The 19,018-nt window shown below is 73.4% G+C and carries 15 protein-coding genes; 9 read left to right on the top strand and 6 right to left on the bottom strand.

The window, feature by feature from the left end; translation table 11 throughout:
- Nucleotides 1-123 precede the first annotated feature (123 nt).
- Nucleotides 124-651: a hypothetical protein gene (locus B446_RS31280; RefSeq protein WP_020943450.1), complete on the bottom strand. Its 528-nt coding sequence runs from the start codon at nt 649-651 to the stop codon at nt 124-126.
- Nucleotides 652-782: 131 nt separating this feature from the next.
- Between B446_RS31280 and B446_RS31275 the strand changes: the two genes are divergently transcribed.
- From B446_RS31275 to B446_RS31265, 3 genes are all read left to right on the top strand, one after another.
- A complete protein-coding gene (locus B446_RS31275) occupies nt 783-1,127 on the top strand; it encodes a cupin domain-containing protein (protein WP_020943449.1) in 345 nt (114 codons plus the stop codon).
- 79 nt (nt 1,128-1,206) lie between these two features.
- Nucleotides 1,207-2,397, top strand: coding sequence for a Gfo/Idh/MocA family protein (locus B446_RS31270; RefSeq protein ID WP_020943448.1), 1,191 nt, complete (start codon nt 1,207-1,209; stop codon nt 2,395-2,397).
- 17 nt (nt 2,398-2,414) lie between these two features.
- The gene (locus tag B446_RS31265) at nt 2,415-3,419 is read left to right on the top strand and encodes a Gfo/Idh/MocA family oxidoreductase (protein ID WP_020943447.1); all 1,005 of its coding nucleotides are present in this window, start codon (nt 2,415-2,417) and stop codon (nt 3,417-3,419) included.
- A 46-nt stretch (nt 3,420-3,465) separates the two neighbouring features.
- Here the strand turns inward: B446_RS31265 and B446_RS31260 are convergent, their stop codons facing one another.
- The 4 genes from B446_RS31260 to B446_RS31245 all read right to left on the bottom strand — a co-directional run bounded on the left by B446_RS31260 (nt 3,466) and on the right by B446_RS31245 (nt 6,790).
- The gene (locus tag B446_RS31260) at nt 3,466-3,660 is read right to left on the bottom strand and encodes a hypothetical protein (protein WP_020943446.1); all 195 of its coding nucleotides are present in this window, start codon (nt 3,658-3,660) and stop codon (nt 3,466-3,468) included.
- 120 nt (nt 3,661-3,780) lie between these two features.
- A complete protein-coding gene (locus B446_RS31255) occupies nt 3,781-4,689 on the bottom strand; it encodes an ATP-binding cassette domain-containing protein (RefSeq protein ID WP_020943445.1) in 909 nt (302 codons plus the stop codon).
- A 5-nt stretch (nt 4,690-4,694) separates the two neighbouring features.
- Nucleotides 4,695-5,774, bottom strand: coding sequence for an ABC transporter permease (locus B446_RS31250; protein ID WP_020943444.1), 1,080 nt, complete (start codon nt 5,772-5,774; stop codon nt 4,695-4,697).
- Nucleotides 5,771-6,790 carry a sugar ABC transporter substrate-binding protein gene (locus tag B446_RS31245; protein ID WP_043476804.1) on the bottom strand — a complete coding sequence of 340 codons (1,020 nt, stop codon included), beginning with the start codon at nt 6,788-6,790 and terminating at the stop codon, nt 5,771-5,773. Before B446_RS31245 ends, B446_RS31250 begins: the two co-directional genes overlap by 4 nt.
- A 416-nt stretch (nt 6,791-7,206) precedes the next feature.
- Here B446_RS31245 and B446_RS31240 point away from each other — a divergent pair, with 416 nt between their 5' ends.
- The 5 genes from B446_RS31240 to B446_RS31220 all read left to right on the top strand — a co-directional run bounded on the left by B446_RS31240 (nt 7,207) and on the right by B446_RS31220 (nt 12,661).
- Nucleotides 7,207-8,520 (top strand): ABC transporter substrate-binding protein, encoded by a 1,314-nt coding sequence (locus tag B446_RS31240; RefSeq protein ID WP_020943442.1) that lies wholly within the window; start codon nt 7,207-7,209, stop codon nt 8,518-8,520.
- Nucleotides 8,521-8,528: 8 nt separating this feature from the next.
- Nucleotides 8,529-9,509 (top strand): carbohydrate ABC transporter permease, encoded by a 981-nt coding sequence (locus B446_RS31235; protein ID WP_043476800.1) that lies wholly within the window; start codon nt 8,529-8,531, stop codon nt 9,507-9,509.
- Nucleotides 9,506-10,393, top strand: coding sequence for a carbohydrate ABC transporter permease (locus tag B446_RS31230; RefSeq protein ID WP_020943440.1), 888 nt, complete (start codon nt 9,506-9,508; stop codon nt 10,391-10,393). Before B446_RS31235 ends, B446_RS31230 begins: the two co-directional genes overlap by 4 nt.
- Nucleotides 10,394-10,612: 219 nt before the next feature.
- Nucleotides 10,613-12,025: an amino acid permease gene (locus B446_RS31225; RefSeq protein ID WP_020943439.1), complete on the top strand. Its 1,413-nt coding sequence runs from the start codon at nt 10,613-10,615 to the stop codon at nt 12,023-12,025.
- Between the two features lie 21 nt (nt 12,026-12,046).
- Nucleotides 12,047-12,661, top strand: a complete 615-nt coding sequence (locus B446_RS31220; protein WP_043476797.1) for a hypothetical protein — start codon at nt 12,047-12,049, stop codon at nt 12,659-12,661.
- Between the two features lie 41 nt (nt 12,662-12,702).
- Here the strand turns inward: B446_RS31220 and B446_RS40515 are convergent, their stop codons facing one another.
- Nucleotides 12,703-17,739 carry a CHAT domain-containing protein gene (locus B446_RS40515; protein ID WP_052352206.1) on the bottom strand — a complete coding sequence of 1,679 codons (5,037 nt, stop codon included), beginning with the start codon at nt 17,737-17,739 and terminating at the stop codon, nt 12,703-12,705.
- Nucleotides 17,740-18,343: 604 nt separating this feature from the next.
- Between B446_RS40515 and B446_RS31205 the strand changes: the two genes are divergently transcribed.
- Nucleotides 18,344-19,018 (top strand): hypothetical protein, encoded by a 675-nt coding sequence (locus tag B446_RS31205; RefSeq protein ID WP_020943437.1) that lies wholly within the window; start codon nt 18,344-18,346, stop codon nt 19,016-19,018.

The raw sequence follows: 19,018 nt of genomic DNA, 5'->3' as shown, positions 1-19,018 counted from the left end.
GCGGCGCGCCGCCCGGACCGGCCGACGGTACCGCCACCCGGTCCGGCCCGCCGCTCCGGCCCGCCGCTCCGGACTGCAGGTCCGGCTCGCTGCCCCGGCCTGCCGGTCCGGCCGCGCCCCCGACTACTTGATGAACGCGTTGGCCACCACCACGATCAGCCCGAGCGCCGCGTCCATCACGCCGATCACGGCGGCCATCACCCAGCCGCGCCCCGAGCCGCGGGCGGTGAACAGGCCGAGGCCGAACAGGATCGCGATGTTCATGCCGAACGCGATGTACTCGATGCCGTTGGGGCGCCACCAGCCCCAGCCCGCGCCCGCGAGCAGGAAGACGGTCGGCAGCACGGTCATGACCAGGGGCCACTCGTCGGCGAGGCTGCGCAGCACCTCCCAGCGGCGCTGCGGGGTGCGCTCGGCGATGTAGTGCGCGTAGCCGTGGGCCAGCGCCGAGGCGAACGCGGTGACCAGCAGCCAGAGGGCGTCGTAGCGGCGGCTGGCGGCGGAGGTGTGGCCGTACTGGGTGAGCGCGGCGACCAGCGAGCTGGCGAGGACGGCGCCGTAGACGCCGCCGAAGAGGACGGCCTCCCGCGTGCCGTGCTGCCGGCACCGCTCGCCGGCGGCCGTCACGGAGTCGGCGACGGAGTCAGCCATGCTCCCCACGATCGCCCGCGCCCCGGCCCGCCGCCAGTCGGCGCGACCCGACGAAGTGTCCTGCCACCAGGCGCGATGCCGCACACACTGTCGACGCCCGCACGGCACGGCCGCTGGCTAGGCTCGCCCCCATGACGCACAGCTTCGCGCTCCACATCCCCGACGCCGACCTCGAACCCGAGCCCCTCGACCCGGCGCAGATCGTCTCCGGGACGCCGGAGGTGACCGGCAAGGTGGTCTGGGAGTCAGCGGACGGCCGGCAGCTCCGCGGGATCTGGCAGATCACCCCCGGCGTCGTCACCGACACCGAGGCGGACGAGCTGTTCGTGGTGGTCAGCGGCTCGGCGACGATCGAGGTCGAGGGCGGCCCGGTGCTGGAGGTGGGACCGGGCGACATGGCGGTGCTGCGCGCGGGCGACCGTACGACGTGGACCGTGCACGAGACGCTGCGCAAGGCCTATGCCATCACCCTGTGAGGCGCTTCCTTGACAGTCCCTCCATGTCCGGACATGGTGGCCGGACGTGGAGGACCGGTCCGTCCGCAGAGGGGCTGTCATGGTGCGTGCGCTCGGGGTCGCCGTCATCGGTTTCGGCTGGATGGGCCGGGTGCACACGCGGGCCTACGCCCGGGTCGCGCACCACTATCCGGGGTTGCCGCTGCGGCCCGAGCTGATGACGGTCGCCGAGGAGGTGCCGGGCCGGGCCGAGGAGGCCGCCGAACGGTACGGTTTCGCCTCCGCCACCCGTGACTGGCGGGAGGTGGCCGCCGACCCGGCGGTGCGGGCGGTCAGCGTCACCGCGCCCAACTTCCTGCACCGCGAGATCGGCGTGGCGATGGCCGAGGCCGGCAAGCACCTGTGGATCGAGAAGCCGGTGGGTCTGACCGGTGCGGACGCCACCGCGGTGGCCGACGCGGTCGCCCGCGCCGGGGTGCAGGGCACGGTCGGCTTCAACTACCGCAACGCGCCCGCCGTGGAGGCCGCCCGTGACCTGATCGCCTCCGGCGGGATCGGCGCCGTCACCCATGTCCGCGTCCGGTTGTTCAGTGACTACGCGGCTCATCCCGACGCCGCCCTGACCTGGCGTTACGAGCGGGCGCGGGGCGGCAGCGGGGTGCTCGGCGACCTGGCCTCGCACGGCGCCGACCTGGCACGCTTCCTGGTCGGCGACATCGCCGCCCTGACCGCCGGCACGGCCGTGTTCGTGCCGCGGCGGCCGCGCCCGGCCGGTGCCGGCGTCGGTCACGCGCTCGCCGCCGGCGGCGAGCCGGGCCCGGTGGAGAACGAGGACTACGTCCACTGTCTGCTGCGCTTCGCCTCCGGGGCGCGCGGGGTGCTGGAGGCGTGCCGGGTCTCGGTCGGCGAGCAGAACAACTACGGCTTCGAGGTGCACGGCACCCGGGGCGCCGTCTCGTGGGACTTCCGCCGGATGAACGAACTGGCGGTCGCCCGCGGCACCGGCTACCAGGACCAGCCGGTGAGCACGGTGTACGTCGGCCCGGGCGACGGCGAGTTCGCCGCGTTCCAGCCGGGCGCGGCCAACGCGATGGGGTACGACGACCTGAAGGTGGTCGAGGCGTACCGCTTCCTGCGGTCCGTCGCCGAGAGCCGGCCGTACGGCGCCACGCTGGAGGACGCCGTGCGCAGCGCGGCCGCGGTGGACGCCATGGTGGTGTCGGCGCGGAGCGGGGCGTGGGTCGACCTGCCGTCGGCGCAGACATGTCGTTGTCCCAAGGGTTCGTACTGACAAGGAGCCGCACTTCCATGCGCATCGGAATCCTCGGTCTCGGCCGTATCGGCACCTTCCACGCCGAGACCCTCGCGAAGCTCGACGCCGTCGGCTCGCTCGTCGTCTGCGATCCGGTCGCCGAGGCCGCGAAGGCGGCCGCCGAGCGGTTCGGGGCCGAGGTGGCCGACTCGCCGCGGGCGCTGCTGGCGGCCGGTGTGGACGGGCTGGTCGTCGCGGCCGCCACCGACGCCCACCCGGATCTGATCCGGGCCGGGGTCCGGGCGGGGGTGCCGGTGTTCTGCGAGAAGCCCGTCGCGCGCACGATGGCGGAGGGCGTGGCGGTGCTCCGGGCCGTGGAGGACGCGGGGGTGCCGGTCCAAATCGGGTTCAACCGCCGTTTCGACGCGGGCTTCGCCGCCGCCCGGGTCGCCGTCCGGTCCGGTGAGCTGGGCCGGCTGCACACGATCCGGTCGACCACCCTGGACCCGGCGCCGCCGCCGGCCGCGTACGTGGCGGCCTCCGGCGGCATCTTCCGGGACTGCTCCGTGCACGACTTCGACGTCATCCGCTGGGTGACCGGCCGTGAGGTCGCCGAGGTGTACGCGGTGGGCGGCAACCGGGGCGCGGAGCACATCGCGGCGGCGGGCGACGCGGACACCACCGGGGCCGTCCTCACCCTGGACGACGGCACGATCGCGATGGTCTCCAACTCCCGGCACAACGCCCGGGGTCACGACGTCCGCATGGAGCTGCACGGCTTCGCGGACTCGATCGCGGTCGGCCTGGACGACCGGCTGCCGCTGCGCTCGGTCGAGCCCGGGGCGCGCTTTCCCGCGGGCACCCCGCACGACTTCTTCATGGACCGCTTCGCCGCCGCCTACCGGGCCGAACTCGCCGCGTTCGCCGAGGTCGTGGCCGGCACCCGCCCCTCGCCGTGCACCGTCGAGGACGCGCTGGAGGCCGGCTGGATCGCGGAGGCGTGCACCCTGTCCCTGCGGGAGCACCGGCCGGTGACGCTCGCGGAGGCGCGTGCCGTCTGACGGCGGATCCCCGGACGGGGACCGCGAGGGGCCCCGGCCGGAACCGTCAACCGCAGTACCGGATCAGCCACTCGTCGGGGTTGTAGGTGTCCCGTGCCGGGTCCGGCACGGTCGCCGGCTTCGTCTCCACCGTGTCCTCCGGGCGTATCCGCTCGGGGAGCCGGCTGAAGCGGCCGGGGCCCGGGTCGGCCGTCCCGGTGTCCTCCGGAGGTGTCTGCCGGGGGTGGGTGCCCTGGGTCATGTGGTCGTCCTCCCGTCCCTCGCGGGCGTTCCCCTGTCATATGTGGGAACGCCCGCCTGCCCCCGCTGGTTCCCGGCCCGCGCCGGAACGAACCCCTCCGGGCGCCGGTGTCCCTCCGGGTCACCCGCCGGGCGTCACGCCGGCGGTCCCGCCGAGCTCCGCCGCGCCCGGGAGCCCGTGCACGTCGACGCCCCTCACCTGCGCCAGTTCGTGCTTGAGCGCGGCGAGTTCGGCGCCGCCCGCCATGTGGTTCGTCAGCTCCTCCAGGGTGATCTCGTCGCGCCCGGCGCTGAGTTCGAGGGTGCCCAGGCGCAGGACGGCGAAGTGGTCGCCCACCATGTAGGCGTGGTGCGGGTTGTGCGTGATGAAGACGACGCCGAGGCCGCGTTCGCGGGCGGCGGCGATGTACTTCAGGACGACGCCGGACTGCCTGACGCCGAGGGCGGCGGTCGGCTCGTCCAGGATCAGCACCCGGGCGCCGAAGTGGACTGCGCGCGCGATGGCCACGCACTGGCGCTGGCCGCCGGAGAGGGTGCCGACCGGCTGTTCGAGGTCGTCGAGGACGATGCCCATGTCACGCAGTTCCCGGTCGGCCGTCTCCTTCATCCGCGCGATGTCGAGACGGCGTACGGGCCAGGGCCCCCGGGTCAGTTCGGAGCCGAGGAAGAAGTTGCGCCACACCGGCATCAGGGGGACGGTGGCGAGGTCCTGGTAGACGGCCGCGATGCCCCGGTCAAGGGCGTCGCGGGGGCTGTCGAAGCGCACCGGGGTGCCGTCGACGAGGAAGCTGCCCTCGGTGTGCCGGTGCAGCCCCGATACGATCTTGATGAGGGTGGACTTGCCGGCCCCGTTGTCGCCGAGGACGCAGGTCACCCGCCCGGCCGGGACCGTGAGGTCGACGCCGTGCAGGGCGCGGACGGTGCCGTACGACTTGCCCGCGCCGCGCAGTTCGGCCACCGGTGGGCCGGGGGCGGTCCCGGCTTTCCGGACGGCGGCGCCCTCGGTCGCGTCGCTGCCTTCTTCGGTCATCGGTGTCACCTCCGCGTCGCCGTGCGCTGGACCCACAGGTTGATCAGGACGGCGCCGAGCAGCATCACGCCGAGGAAGGCCTTGAACCAGTCGGGGTTCCAGCCGGCGAAGACGATGCCCTGGTTGACCATGCCGAACATGAACGCGCCGAAGACCGGGCCGATCGCCGAGCCGGAGCCGCCGGTGAGCGAGCAGCCGCCGATGACCGCCGCGGCGATGTAGATCAGCTCCTGGCCCACGCCCTCGCCGGACTGCACGGTGTCGAAGGAGAACAGGTTGTGCATGCCGACGAACCAGGCGCCGAAGCCGACCAGGGTGAACAGGGAGATCCTGGTGAGGTCCACCGGGACGCCGACCGCGCGTGCGCTCTCCTTGTTCCCGCCGACGGCGAAGACCCAGTTGCCGTACTTGGTGCGCAGCAGCACCCAGGTGGCCAGGGCGGCGAAGGCCACCCAGTAGAAGACCGTGATCTTCACCTGGACGCCGGCGATGCCGACGGAGGAGGCGAAGATCCGTCTGGCCTGGCCGAAGCCGTCCATGTCGCTGATGTCGTCGGTGGCGACGTTGCCGGTGACGAGCTTGGTGACGGCGAGGTCGGCGCCCTGCAGGATCAGGAAGGTGCCGAGGGTGACGAGGAAGCTGGGCAGTCCCGTCCTGACGACCATCCAGCCGTTGAAGGCGCCGACGGCGAGGGAGAGGACGAGGGCGACGAGCACGCCGGTCCAGACGTTGACGGTCAGCTGGTAACTGAGCATGCTCGCGGTGAGCGCCGAGCCGATGACGGCGACGCCCGACGACAGGTCGAACTCGCCGCCGATCATCAGCAGGGCCACCGGGAGGGCCATGATGCCGATGGTCGAGGACTGGTAGAGGACGGTGGCCAGGGAGCTGCCCTGGCGCAGCGAGGGCGCGGCGATCAGGAAGAAGACCAGGACGGCCGCGGCGCCGAGGAAGACGCCGGTCTCGGGCCGGGCCAGCAGCCGGAGCACCGGGGAGCGCCGGATGGTACGGCCGCCGCCCGGGCGGGGGCCGGTCGACGGCGGCCCGCCCACCGCCGGCCCGGACCGCTGGGCCGTGCCCGTCACCGGGTGCCCTGCGCGGCGAACCGGGAGACCCGGTCGACGTTGGATCTGTCGACGAAGGCCGGGCCGGTGAGGACCGGCTGCTCACCGCCGCCGCTGTAGTTGCCGTTGTTCTTGTACAGCCACAGGGAGTCGACCGCCAGGTAGCCCTGGAGGTAGGGCTGCTGGTCCACGGCGAACTGGACGGTGCCCTTCTTGACGGCACCGGCCAGCTGGTTGTTCAGGTCGAACGTGGCGACCTTGGCCCTGCTGCCCGCGTCGCCCACGGACTGCACCGCGGCCAGCGCGAAGGGGGCGCCGAGGGTGACCACGTGGTCGAGGGCGCTGTTCTGCTTGAGCTTGGCGGTGATCGTCGACTTCACGGACGGCATGTCGGTGCCGTTGACGTACAGCGTCTCGGTCGTGCCGGAGAAGGTCTTCTTCAGGCCGTCGCACCGCTGGCTGAGGCCGACGTTGCCCTGTTCGTGCACCACGCAGACGACCTTCTTGGCGCCGACCTCGTCGAGCTTCCTGCCGAACGCCTCGCCCGCCACCGTCTCGTCCTGGCCGAAGAACTCGAGCAGGCCGAGCCTCTTCCAGTCGCCGAGGCCCGAGTTGAGGCCGACGACGGGTATCTTCGCCGCTGCGGCCCTGGCGACGACGTCCTTCATGGCGCCCGGCTTGGCGAGGGTGACCGCGATGCCGTCGACCTTCTGGTCGACGGCGTTCTGCACGTAGTTGGCCTGGGTGCCGGCGTTCGGGTCGGCGGAGTACACCAGCTTGATGTTGTCCTTGGCGGCGGCGGCCTCGGCGCCCTTGCGGACGATGTCCCAGAAGGTGTCGCCCGGGGCCTGGTGGGTGACCAGCGCGACCGTCATACGGGGGGTGTCGGCCCTGCCCGCCGGGGCGCCCGACCCTCCCTCGGCGGCCTTCTTGCCGCCGGAGCCGCTGGAGCAGCCGGCGAGGACGAGGGCTGCCGCGGCGGCCACGGCCACGAGGGGGGCCGCTCCGCGGGAGCGGGGGTGACGAGTGCGGTCCATCGTTCCTGCACCTCACTGTGTGACGGAGAAGGGACGTTGTTGCGTCGGCACGCGATCCAAGTCCTCGCGCGGCCCGCTGTCAATGCTTTGTCAAGACATATTCTCGCCAGCAGGCCAGGATGCCGGCACAAGACAACTCCCTTTGCGTCGGCCCGTGTTGATCCGTCCGCCTCAGTACACCGCACCTGGCTCCACAACCGGAACACCCCGGTCGGCCTGCGGCGATGAACGGACGGCGATGACGATTACGTTTCGGGCAAGAGACACCCCAGCGCGACCGGAGCTATTGACTCGTGAGCGGACGTGGGGCTGTTATTACGCCCACGTTGTTCGGTCGAGTTGATTTCTGATCGGTTTCGACGACCTTCGGTGATCGACTCATCCCCTTGGCCGAACCCTGTTTCCCAGGAGCCGCCATGCGCCCCTCCCCTGCCGCACGTCCCGCCCCGGGCCCCAGCCGTCGTTCGCTGCTGCGCGGAGCGGGCGGTGCCGCCCTTCTCGCCGGTGCCGGAACACCCCTGCTGTCCGCCTGCGGCGGCAGCGGCTCGTCCGCCGACCCGAAGACCGTCACCGTCGGCTCCAACGCCTCGGACGCGGTGCCGAAGAAGGCCTTCGCGAGCGTCTACGCGGACTTCAAGAAGCAGTCCGGCCTCACCGTCGACGTGAACACCAAGGACCACAACACCTTCCAGGAGCAGATCAACTCGTATCTGCAGGGCACGCCGGACGACGTGTTCAACTGGTTCGCCGGCTACCGCATGCAGTTCTTCGCGGCGAAGAAGCTGGCCACGCCCATCGACGACGTGTGGGCCAGGATCGGCGGCAACTTCCCCGAGGCCATGAAGAAGCTCAGCAAGGGCGAGGACGGCAAGTACTACTTCGTCCCGCTGACGACCTACCCCTGGGCGGTCTTCTACCGCAGAAGCGTCTTCCGGCAGCACGGTTACCAGGTCCCGGCCACCTGGGACGAACTGGTCGCGCTGTGCAAGCGGATGAAGAAGGACGGCCTGGTGCCGATCGCCTTCGGCGACAAGGACGCCTGGCCCGCGATGGGCACCTTCGACCAGATCAACTTCCGCCTGAACGGCTACGACTTCCACGTCGAGCTGATGGCGGGCAAGGCGGCCTGGACCGACGCCAAGGTGAAGGCCGTCTTCGACCACTGGTCCGAGCTGCTCCCCTACCACCAGGACGGCTTCATGGGCCGCACCTGGCAGGACGCCGCGCAGACGCTGGTCGCGAAGAAGGCCGGCATGTACCTCCTGGGCTCCTTCGTCGCCCAGCAGTTCACCGACAAGGCCGACCTGGACGACCTGGACTTCTTCCCCTTCCCCGAGATGAACCCCGCCTACGGCCAGGACACCGTCGAGGCCCCGACCGACGGCTTCATGGTCAGCAAGGCCCCGAAGAACCACGCCGGCGTCGTCAAGCTCCTGGAGTACCTGGGCGGTCCGGCGGCCGAGGAGCTCTACCTCAAGACCGACCCGAGCGTGGTGGCCGCCTCCGGCAAGGCCGACACCTCCGCCTACTCGCCGCTCCAGAAGAAGGCGTTCGACATGATCAGCGGCGCCAAGAGCCTCACCCAGTTCATGGACCGCGACTCCCGGCCCGACTTCACCTCCACGGTGATGCAGCCCGGACTCCAGAAGTTCCTGCAGAACCCCAAGGGCGTGGACAGCCTGCTGTCGTCCATCGAACGCCAGAAGAAGCAGATCTTCGCGTCCTCGTGAGCGGCCCCATGACCACCGACACGCCGACGACGCGGACGGAGGCGGCCGCCGTGCCGCCTCCGGGCGCCGCTTCCGCATCCCCGCGGGCCGGCCAGGGCCACCGGCGCCTGCTGACCCGCCGCGACCGCCTCACGCTCGCCCTGATGGCGGGCGTGCCCACGGTCCTGCACGTGGCCCTCGTCTGGGTCACCGCCATCGCCTCGGTCTTCCTCGCCTTCACCACCTGGGACGGCATCGGCTTCGACTCGATCAAGTGGGTGGGCCTGGACAACTTCCGGCAGCTCTTCGCCGACAACCCGCAGTTCTGGCCCGCCGTCCAGCACAACGTCATCTGGTTCGTCGTCCTGATCCTGGTGCCGACGCCGTTCGGCCTCCTCCTCGCCGTACAGCTCGACAAGCGGATCCGCTTCAGCCGGGTCTACCAGACCGCGTTCTTCCTGCCGGTCGTCATCTCGATGGCCTGCATCGGCTTCGTCTGGCAGCTCGTCTACAACCCGGACACCGGCCTGATCAACAGCATCATCGGCGCCAACAGGCCCGGCCACTACATCGACTGGATCGGCGACCCCGGGCTCAACCTGTGGGCGGTCCTGATCGCCGCGTCCTGGCGGCACACCGGCTACATGATGATCCTGTACCTGGCCGGCCTCAAGAGCGTCGACCCCTCGCTGCGGGAGGCCTCGGCGCTGGACGGCGCCAACGAGTGGCAGACGTTCAAAAGCGTCATCTTCCCGACCCTGCGCCCGACCAACACGGTCGTCCTCGTGGTCACCATCATCGAGGCGCTGCGCGCGTTCGACCTGGTCTTCGTCTTCAACAAGGGCGCGCAGGGCACCGAGTTGCTGTCGATCCTGGTGACCAACAACATCATCGGCGAGTCCAGCCGGATCGGCTACGGGTCGGCCATCGCCGTGGTCCTCCTGGTCATCTCCCTCGCGGTGATCATCCCGTACCTGATCGCCACCTTCCGGAAGGAGCGGCGCGCATGAGCGGCACCACCGCCCCGCTGAAGCGGCGCGCCCCGGTCCGCCCCGCCCGGGTCCTGCTGCACGTCTTCCTCACCGGGACGGCCCTGGCCTGGCTCGCCCCGCTGCTGTGGGCCGTCTTCTCGGCGCTGCGGCCGTACGCCGAGACCAGCGCCAAGGGGTACGTGTCCTGGCCGGACACGCTGAACCTGGACAACTTCACCCGCGCCTTCCAGCAGTCGGACATGCTCCACTACTTCGGCAACACGCTGGTCATCGCCGTACCGGCCGTGCTGGTGACGCTGTTCCTGTCCTCGTGCGTCGCCTTCTACGTCGCCCGCTTCGACTTCCGGCTGAACCTGGCGCTGCTGCTGGTCTTCACGGCGGGCAACCTGCTGCCGCAGCAGGTCATCATCACCCCGCTGTACCGCCTTTACCTGCTGACGGACCTGCCCGGCGTCACGGCGAGCGGCAAGCTGTACGACTCCGCCCTCGGGCTCGTGCTGATCCACGTGGCCTTCCAGTCCGGGTTCTGCGCGTTCGTGCTGAGCAACTACATGCGCTCGCTGCCGCACGAGCTGACCGAGGCGGCGCTGGTCGACGGCGCCTCGGTGTGGCGGCTGTACTGGCAGATCACACTGCCGCTGTGCAAGCCGGCGATGGCGGCCCTGGCCACCCTGCTGTCGATCTGGATCTACAACGACTTCTTCTGGGCCCTGGTGCTGATCTCGACCGGCGAGAACATGCCGATCACGTCGGCCCTGAACAACCTGTCCGGCCAGTACTTCACCGACCCCAACCTGGTCGCCGCGGGCGCCCTGCTCACCGCGATCCCGACGCTGGCGGTGTACTTCGTGCTCCAGCGCCAGTTCGTCAGCGGCCTCACCCTCGGCTCCGCCAAGGGCTGAGGCGGAGGGCGCGCCGGCGCATCACCGGACGACCGTCGGGGCCTCGCGGCGGCACCGCAACTTTTTCCGCCGCGGGGCTCCGTCGGGGCGTTTTCTTCACGCCCGGACACGTCTCACAACAGAACAAACGGTGATTTGGCGACGGCTCGGGGCATATCCGACCATGGGGGCACCCCGGCGATCCCGGGAACAGCAGTTCGATGAGAGGCCCACCCCGCCATGCCCGTCACCGGGACCGCCCCGCAGCCGGCTCCGTCCGCCCCGCCCACCCCCGAGGCCCCCACCCCCGGCGCCACCGCCCGCGACCGCCACGACGACACCGGCAGGCACGCCCGCCGCTTCGGGCTGCCCGTCGCCACCGCCCTGGTCATGGGCAACATCATCGGCGGCGGCATCTTCCTGCTCCCGGCGTCCGTCGCCCCGTACGGCACGGTCAGCCTGGTCGCCTTCGGCGTCCTGACGGTCGGCGCCATCGCGCTCGCCCTGGTCTTCGGCCGGCTCGCCGAACGCGACCCGCGCACCGGCGGCCCCTACGTCTACGCCCGCGAGGCCTTCGGCGACTTCGCCGGCTTCCTCGCCGCCTGGTCGTACTGGATCACCACCTGGGTGTCGAACGCCGCGCTCGCCGTCGCCGCCGTCGGCTACCTCGACGTGCTGATCCCGGTGAACGGCCACCGCTGGACCGCGTGCCTGGCCGCGCTGGCCCTGCAGTGGCTGCCCGCCCTCGCCAACTTCGCCGGCACCCGCTACGTCGGAGCCGTCCAGCTCGTCTCCACGGTGCTGAAGTTCGTGCCGCTGCTGCTGGTCGCGGTCGGCGGGCTGTTCTTCTTCGACCCGGCGAAGCTCGGCGCGTTCAACGCCACCGGGCACAGCCCCGTCGGCGCGGTGTCCGCCTCCGCCGCCCTGCTGCTCTTCTCCTACCTCGGCGTGGAGTCCGCCGCCGTCAGCGCCGGCGAGGTCAGGAACGCCCGCCGCAACGTGGGCCGCGCCACCGTCATCGGCACCGCGGGCGCGGCGCTGGTGTACCTGCTGGGCACGCTGTCCGTCTTCGGCACCGTCCCGCACGACCGTCTGGTGCGGTCCGCCGCGCCCTTCTCGGACGCCGTCGACGCCATGTTCGGCGGCACCTGGGGCGGCTGGGCCGTCGCGCTCGCCGCGCTGGTGTCGATGACCGGCTGCCTCAACGGCTGGACGCTGCTGAGCGCCCAGACCCCCTACGCCGCCGCGCGGGACGGTCTGTTCCCGGCCGCCTTCGCCCGCAGGCGGCGCGGCGTGCCGACCGTCGGCGTCGGCGTCACCGTCGTCCTCGCCTCGCTGCTCACCGTCTACAACTACGTGTCCGGCTCGGCGAAGGTCTTCGAGGTGCTCGTCCTCGTCACCACGTTCACCGCGACCGTGCCGTACCTGCTGGCCACCGCCGCACAGGTGTTCCACCTCGCCGCGGGCCGGCGCGAGGCCGTCGACCGGGCGCGGCTCGCCCGGGACGCCGTGGTCACGGCGGTCGCGGCCGCCTTCTCGATATGGCTCGTCGCGGGCGCGGGCTACACGGCGGTGTACCAGGGAGTGCTGTTCCTGTTCGCGGGCATCATCGTCTACGCGGTGCTGGCGGGCCGGCGCCGCGGCGGGGGCTGACCGGCGCGACGGGGGGCGGGCGTGAGTGAGACGTGGGGGTCGTTGACGGTGGCCGCGGTGGGGGTGCTGGGCACCCTGGGCGCGGCGCTGCTGACCCAGGTGCGGGCCGACCGCGCCAAACGCCTCGAACTCGAGGCGGCGGTGAGGCAGCGTCTGGAGGACCGCGCCCACGACCGGCGGATGCGCGACGCCGACCGGGCCGAGGCGCGGGAGCAGCGGGCCGCGGCCCGCCTGACCGAGACCCAGGACCGGCTCCGCGTCTGCTACATCTCCTTCAACACCGCCGCACGGCAGTACCAGACCGCCCAGGTGAACGTCGTGCACGCACTGAGGGACGGAACGCCCGCGGACGAGAGTGCGGAGGAGCTGGAGACGTGCCGTACGGCCTTCCGGGCCAGCTACGCCGAGGCCCAGATGCTCGTCCCGGGTCCGGTGCTGGACGCCGCGTCCGGCACGAGCCGCCGGCTCAACGAGGGCTACGGCGAGCTGCGGCACCTGCTGGCCGCCGCCCCCGGCACCCTGGACCGGGAACGGCTGCGGCGGTGCGAACGGCGGGTGCAGGCGGTCTGGACGCAGCTCTCCGCGCTGCGCCGGGCCATGCGGCGCGACCTCGGCGTCGACGATCCGGAGAGCTGAGCCCGCCGGGCCCGCAGGCGCGTCCCTGACGGGCCGCCGCGTCACCGGCCGTGGTGGGCGAACGCGGCCCACACCTCCAGCTCGTCCAGCGGGCGGCCGGCCGCGGCCCGCAGGAGCGGCTCGTGCCGGGCCAGCTCGGGCGGCAGCACACGCTCCGGGTCCAGCATCCACCGCTGGGCGGCGCGCAGTGCCTCCCCGGCCGGCTCACCGCGGCTCAGGCGGTGGTGGAACACCAGCATCAGCAGCGTGGTGCGTGGATCGTCGGCCACGTCCCAGCGGGAGCCGACGACGGCGGTCGCGCCCGCGCCGAGGAACGCCGTGGCCAGCGTCAGCGCCTCGTCGTGGTCGCTCAGGGCCAGGTCGCTGGTGCAGTTGGCCAGCACGACCGTGCCGCCCGGCACCGAGGGGTCCCGGCCGGCGGCGCCCGCGAGCAGGTCGGTCACCGAGACGCGGTGCGCCGCGTCGAGTTCCAGCACCGAGTCGGCGGGGGTGCGACCGGTGTCGGCGTGACAGTTGACGTGCAGCACCGCCGTCGGCACGGGGCCGCGGCCGGGCAGGAAGGGCGCGAGCGACGCCGGTTCGGCGGGCAGCGGCTCGGGCCCACCGGCCGGGGCCCGGTCCCCCAGGCCGCCGATCACCACGGAGCCCGGGTACAGCGAGCCGACCAGGGCGGCCTCCCGGTGCATCGCCGGCGTACCACCCGGGTCGGCCACCACGGCCACCTTCCCGGCGGCCGGCACGGCCCTCGGCCGGGCGGCCACCTCGATGAGCTGGCGGGCCGTGGCGCAACTGGAGACGGCGGCGCGCTGGCAGGCGTACACCGCGGTGCCGGACGGCGTCGCAGGGGACGGCGCCGGGCAGCGGGCGGCGTGCCAGGGGACGATGCCCAGCGCACCGAGCGGGGCGAGGACGAGCCGTGCCGGCCTGCCCGGCCACCAGCGTTCACCGGCGGCCAGCAGGGGCCCCATCACCACCTCCCCCGCCCAGGAGCACAGCGTCTCCAGGGCCTGCTGCCACTCACGTTCCAGCCGCAGCAGCTTGCGCTCGTACATCGTGTGCAGCACCTGGGGATGCTCCGGGGCCGGCCGTCCCTCCGCTCGCCCGGCGGCCTGGAAGGCGTCCAGCGCCCGGGCGTAGGCCCCCAGCGGACCCGTCGCCGCATCCGTGAGACCCGGCAGCGGCAGCGCGTGCACCACACCCGTGGCGGTGACGATCAGCAGGTGCCCAGGGCCCGGGCCCTCCCCCGGGCCCCCGTCGGGGTCCGGGGCCTCACCGGGCACGAGGTAGACCAGCGCGTCGTCGCCCAGGCGACGCAGCGCCTGCCCGACCCGGCCGGGGCGCGGGGCGGAGAGGAGCCGCCGCTCCGCGTCACTGCCCGCGAACGCCTGCAGCACGCGGCCGCGCAGACCGTCCGGCACGCTGCGCGGGTCGCCGCCCGCGGCGGCCTCCTCCCAGCTCCGGGCCAGGTCCTGATGGCCGCCGGCGCGCAACAGCTCGGGCACGGTGGCGCCGACGGTGGCCGCGTTCAGGACCAGTCCACGGCCGAGTTCCAGCGCCTCGAACGCGGACTCCGGCAGCCCGTCGGCGAGGCTCCAGCGCACCACCCGCAGCATGTCGGCGGCCACCGCGCGAGCCGCCTCCAGGCCGTGCGCCGCGCCCGACTGGAGCAGGACGGCACGGCCGTGCGCGGTCAGCAGGGACCGGGCGGTGGCCAGCGCCCGGCGCCGGTGCTCGGGCTCGCCGGGGCCGTGGGCACGGTGCGCCTCGGCGAGGACCCGCAGCAGGGCGACGGCGAACGGGTCGCCCGGCGCCGCGTTCAGCAGCGCCAGGGCCTCCCCGAGCACCGCCACCGAGCGCCGCAGGTCGTCGGCGCCCCCGCCGCGCAGCCTGCGGACCAGCAGCAGGGTGCCGAGGCCGTACAGGCACCGGCTGCGGGAGCCGTGGTAGTCGTGCGTGCCGTACTCGGCCGCCTCCTCGAACAACGCGACGGCCCGGTCGAGCAGGGCCGACGTGTCCGGGTCCGGCGCGGTGCGGCCGGCGGTGGGCAGCGACGCGCAGAGCGCGGCCGCGGACCGCAGCAGCAGGCCGGGGCGGTGCGGTCCGGGCGGGCACGCGGCGGCGATGTCGACGAGCGACCGGACGGCGCTGCGCGTCGCGTCGGCGTCCCCGCCGGCGCGTGCCGACTCCAGTGCGCGCCAGGCGAGTTCGTGGCGCGCGGCCGGGGCCCCGGGATGGTCCGGCGGCAGCGCCCGCAGCGCGGCGGCGAGGGCGCCGGGCGCGTCGGCGGCCGACGGCCCGTCCCCGGTCCGCCGGGCGCGCGCCCGCACCATCCGGTCGGTGGCGGCGGTCGCGAGCAGCTCCGCCCGGAACGGGGCGCCTCGTCCTCCGGGCGCGGACCGGAAGATCCGGGCGGGGACCCGGGGTTCACCGGAGGCCGCCAGCAGGTCCCCGAGCGGCGGCAGCACGAGGTGCTCCGCGGTGCGCTCCAGCAGCGTGTCGTACGCCAGTACGGCTGCGTCGAGATCGGTGTGGTCACCGAGGATCAGATGCCGGTCCAGGAGCAGCCGGGCCAGGAACTCGGTACAGCGGCCGGCGAGCGCGGACGCGGCGGTGCGCTCGGGGTGCTCGGGTGGCCCGGCCTGTTGCGTGTCCCCGGCCTGCGCGGCCGGGCCTACGGGGCCGACGGAACCAGCGCCGGCAGCACGCCCGGGCTGCCGCGTCTCCTTCGCGCGCTCGGCCGGGCCGATGACCTCGGCGTACCCCGTGCCCTCGGCGTCGAGCAGGTCGAGTGCTCTGCGGGCCATGACGACGGCGGTGTCCAGGTCCTGTCCGTCTCGCTCGCGCAGCCAGCGGTGGTGGTGCAGGAGGGCGAGGGCCGCCGCGGTCGGCGCGCTCGTCGGCTCCTCGGGGCCGAGCAGTTCGGCGACACGCTCCGAGGGCAGCGCAAAGGGGTCGGGCGACCCGTCGCCGAGCAGCACGGCAGCGGCGAGGTCGGGCACGGGCAGCGCCGGGCGCGGTTCGGGGAAGGGCGCGGCAGCCTGCGGAGCGGGAGCGTTCGGGGCGGGAGGCCGCGGGACGCGGCTGCCGGTTGGTGGCTGGGCGGTGGGTGTCTGGACGGCCGGGGGCCGAGGGCTCGGCGGCCCGGGCGGTACGGCGGGTCGGGCCGGGCCCGCGGCCGGCCGCGGGCCGCGTCCAGGGGGCGGCCCGCCCAGCGCGTCGGGACCAGCCGGCGGGAGCCCGCCCGGCGTCCCCGGACGAGCCGGTGAGGGTCCGCCTCGCGTGGCCGATCGTCCCAGCAGCGTGCGCAGCACGTCCCACACGTCCGCGCCGGACGTCTCACGCAGCGCCGCGCGCAGCGGTCCGCTCAGTGGAGATCCCGGCGGGACCAGGCCGAGCGCGGCGCGCAGCGCGGCGGTCGTGGCGGCACGCTCGGCGGGGCCGGCCTGCCCGGCCTGGACGACGCGCAGCCCGAGGGCGCCGGCGATCGCCAGGGTGGCCGCCCGCAGCCCGTGAGCCTCTGGCTCGATCTGCCCGGCCGCCCGCCGCAGCCGGTCGGCGTAGGCCCGGCAGTCCTCGACCGACGGCAGGACGTCGGGGGTGCGCAGGATGTTCACCATGACCGAGAGGAAGGCCAGGATCGGCTCGCGTCGCGCGTCGTCGCCGGAGCTCAGCATGGAGCCGAGCAGGTGCAGGTCGTCCTCGACGGTCGGGAACCCGGAGACGTCCGGCATCGACGGGTTGCGCGGATCGGCCCCGGCCCGGGCGAAGGGGTCGGTGAACCACACCTGGTACATCAGCGTGAGCAGGAACGAGCCCCGCAAGTCGGCGTCGTCCAGGCCGTCGCGCTGGGGCAGCCGTTCCAGGGCGACCCGCAGGTACCGCAGCGCGTCGCGCAGGACGGCGGGCTCGACGGTGGGCAGCCGGCAGGCGAAGTCCAGCGACAGCGCGATCCCGAGCAGCCCCTGCGCGTACAGGTGGAGGGTGTCCTCGTGGTGGTACAGCCCCGTGGCCTTGCGCAGCAGGGCGATGGCCTCGCGCAGGTCCGCGACCACCGGTGCCGCGGTGCACTCCAGCGACCGGCTCGGGTCGGGCCGTCCGGTGCGAAGGACGGAGTTGGCGAGGTCGTACGTCAGCGGCATGCCGCGGGCGACGGCCCGCTGGTTCAGGACGATGGCGGCCTTGAGGATCAGCTCCGAGCGGTCGGTGTCGTCCGGGCCGATCAGCGGGATGAGCTGCCGGACCGCGGCGGCGAGCCGGTCCACGCCCCTGTCGTCCAGGAGCCCTTCCGACTGGTTCAGCCACAACGCCTGGACCAGGGCGGTGAGATGGGCCACGAAGTCCTCCTCGGCTTCGGCCGGCGCGCCGCCCGGAGTGCCGGCGCCCCGGGCCGGGGGCGTGCCGGGGTGCCCGGCCAGCACCTGTTCGAGCAGGACGACCGCCTCGGCGCGGTCCGCCGCCGGGAGCGGGTCGCCGGCCCGCTGCGCGGCCCTGTTCTCCTCGGACCGCAAGCACAGCACATGGGCCAGCCGGCTGCTGAGGTCGCGCACCTCCCCGGGCGGCAGGGCGGGGTGGGCGAGCGCCCGCCGGTACCAGTCCGCGGCCCGGCCCTGATCATGCGGCGAGACGGACAGCTCCACCAGCAGATCGCAGACGTCCGCACCCAGCCCCGCGGCGTCGGCTCCGTCCGGCCCGGGGTCCGCGAGCAGCGGGGACAGCCGGTCCAGCAGGACGAGGGCCCGCTCGGCGGCGGCGCCGCGCTCGGCCGGCGGGCTGTCGGAGCAGACGCGGTCGTTCAGTTCGATGAGGGAGAGCAGCACCAGGTCGAAGGTCACGGCGGGCGCCAGCTCCGGGTCGAGGTCGGCGGCCGTGTACGCGGTGTGCAGCAGGCCGAGGGCGGCGGCGCGGTCCGCGAGCCGCTCCGGGGGTGTGGTGGTCGGGGCCGCGGGACCGGCCCGACAGGACGAGCCCCAGGGCGGTCCGGCAGCGGGTGGGGTCGGCCACGAGGTGGCGGTCGGGACCGTCCAGCACCGCGCGGAGCAGGGCGACGACCCGGTCGGCGTCGGCCGACCGGAGTTCACGGCGCTCCCCCGAACCCCAGCGCGCGGCGAGGTTCAGCGCCAACTCGCAGGTCAGGTCGACCAGTTCACGGCGCTCGGGTTCCGGTTCCGCGCCGGTGCGGGCCGCGGTCGCCAGGGCGTGCACGGCGTCGAGGCGGCTGATCAGGGTGTCCAGGTCGCCGGGTCCGCGGCCGCAGGCGTAGCGGATCTCGGCGGCCCAGAGCGACAGTTCGGCCCACCACCGCTGCCGGTCGGGTTCCGGCACGCGGGGGCGCGGCAGCGCGAGGGCGCGCTCCGCCTCCTCCAGTGCCGCCCGGCCCCGCTCCCGCCCGTCCGGGGTGCCGCCCCGCTCCGGATCACCGGCCAGCAGCGGCTCCGCGACCTCCAGGAGCCGGACCACGTGCTGTGCGAGCTCGTCCGGATCAGCGTTCGCCCATGCGTCCGCACTCATTTCCCACCCCGCTGTTGCGCGCGCTCTCTTCGGTTCGGCAAGGACTCGGCCCGCCGCACCTTCCCGTCCGGGATAAATACGCCGTACACCAATAGGGGTGCAGTATCAGGCCAATTGCCAAAGGGACCGTATCTCACTAGCGTACGTCTCCGTCCTGTTTTCAGGAGGGGGCGCATGGACGAGTTCGAAGAACACCTCATCAAAGCGCTGGCAAAAGATCGGGAAGCCGTACGGGAGAAACTCTCCGCGGCGGACCGTGACCACCTCGACGCACTGCTCGGCCTGCTCGCCGAGGGCGGCGAGGAGGACCGGCTGCGCACGGTCACCCGGGCCGTCGCCGCGCATCTGCGCGCGGCCCTGCCCGAGGAGGAGCGGCGCGCCATCGGCCGCCGCCTGGCCGGCACGGCGACGGCCCGGGCACCGCACGAACTGCTGGCCGAGCGCATCCTGCTCGGTCCGGCGGCACCGCGGGCGGGGAGCGGTCCCGGCCCCGCCCCGCAGGCACCCCACACCTCGGCGTTCGACCGGCTGCTCGCCGAACCGGCGGTCACCGCGGAGGACTTGTACGAGGCCTTCGGCGTCCGGGTGACCGCGCCGGACGTCATCCGGCTGCGGTCCCGGGACGACGTCGAGCAGTTACCGGCCTTCCAGTTCGACGCCGAGGGACGCCTGCGCGAACTGGTCCGCACCATCAACGGCCTGCTGGGCGCGGCACGCGACCCCTGGGGCGTGGCCGACTGGTGGCTCGGCCCCAACCTCTGGCTGGACGCCGTACCGGCCACGTTGCTCGGCACCGGCCTCGACGAGCAACTGCTCGCCGCCGCAGGAGCGGTGGGAGAGGAGGACTGA

This window comes from Streptomyces collinus Tu 365 (assembly GCF_000444875.1).
Taxonomy (GTDB): Bacteria; Actinomycetota; Actinomycetes; order Streptomycetales; family Streptomycetaceae; genus Streptomyces; species Streptomyces collinus_A.
The sequence above is the reverse complement of the archived record's forward strand: the minus strand, read 5'-3'. Positions and strand labels throughout refer to the sequence as shown.

Coding starts and splice junctions, on each gene's coding strand:
- B446_RS31260 (WP_020943446.1), bottom strand. CDS start 3,660: ATGACCCAGGGCACCCACCCCCGGCAGACACCTCCGGAGGACACCGGG.
- B446_RS31270 (WP_020943448.1), top strand. CDS start 1,207: ATGGTGCGTGCGCTCGGGGTCGCCGTCATCGGTTTCGGCTGGATGGGC.
- B446_RS31280 (WP_020943450.1), bottom strand. CDS start 651: ATGGCTGACTCCGTCGCCGACTCCGTGACGGCCGCCGGCGAGCGGTGC.
- B446_RS31245 (WP_043476804.1), bottom strand. CDS start 6,790: ATGGACCGCACTCGTCACCCCCGCTCCCGCGGAGCGGCCCCCCTCGTG.
- B446_RS31275 (WP_020943449.1), top strand. CDS start 783: ATGACGCACAGCTTCGCGCTCCACATCCCCGACGCCGACCTCGAACCC.
- B446_RS31230 (WP_020943440.1), top strand. CDS start 9,506: ATGAGCGGCACCACCGCCCCGCTGAAGCGGCGCGCCCCGGTCCGCCCC.
- B446_RS31205 (WP_020943437.1), top strand. CDS start 18,344: ATGGACGAGTTCGAAGAACACCTCATCAAAGCGCTGGCAAAAGATCGG.
- B446_RS31225 (WP_020943439.1), top strand. CDS start 10,613: ATGCCCGTCACCGGGACCGCCCCGCAGCCGGCTCCGTCCGCCCCGCCC.
- B446_RS31255 (WP_020943445.1), bottom strand. CDS start 4,689: ATGACCGAAGAAGGCAGCGACGCGACCGAGGGCGCCGCCGTCCGGAAA.
- B446_RS31235 (WP_043476800.1), top strand. CDS start 8,529: ATGACCACCGACACGCCGACGACGCGGACGGAGGCGGCCGCCGTGCCG.
- B446_RS31240 (WP_020943442.1), top strand. CDS start 7,207: ATGCGCCCCTCCCCTGCCGCACGTCCCGCCCCGGGCCCCAGCCGTCGT.
- B446_RS31265 (WP_020943447.1), top strand. CDS start 2,415: ATGCGCATCGGAATCCTCGGTCTCGGCCGTATCGGCACCTTCCACGCC.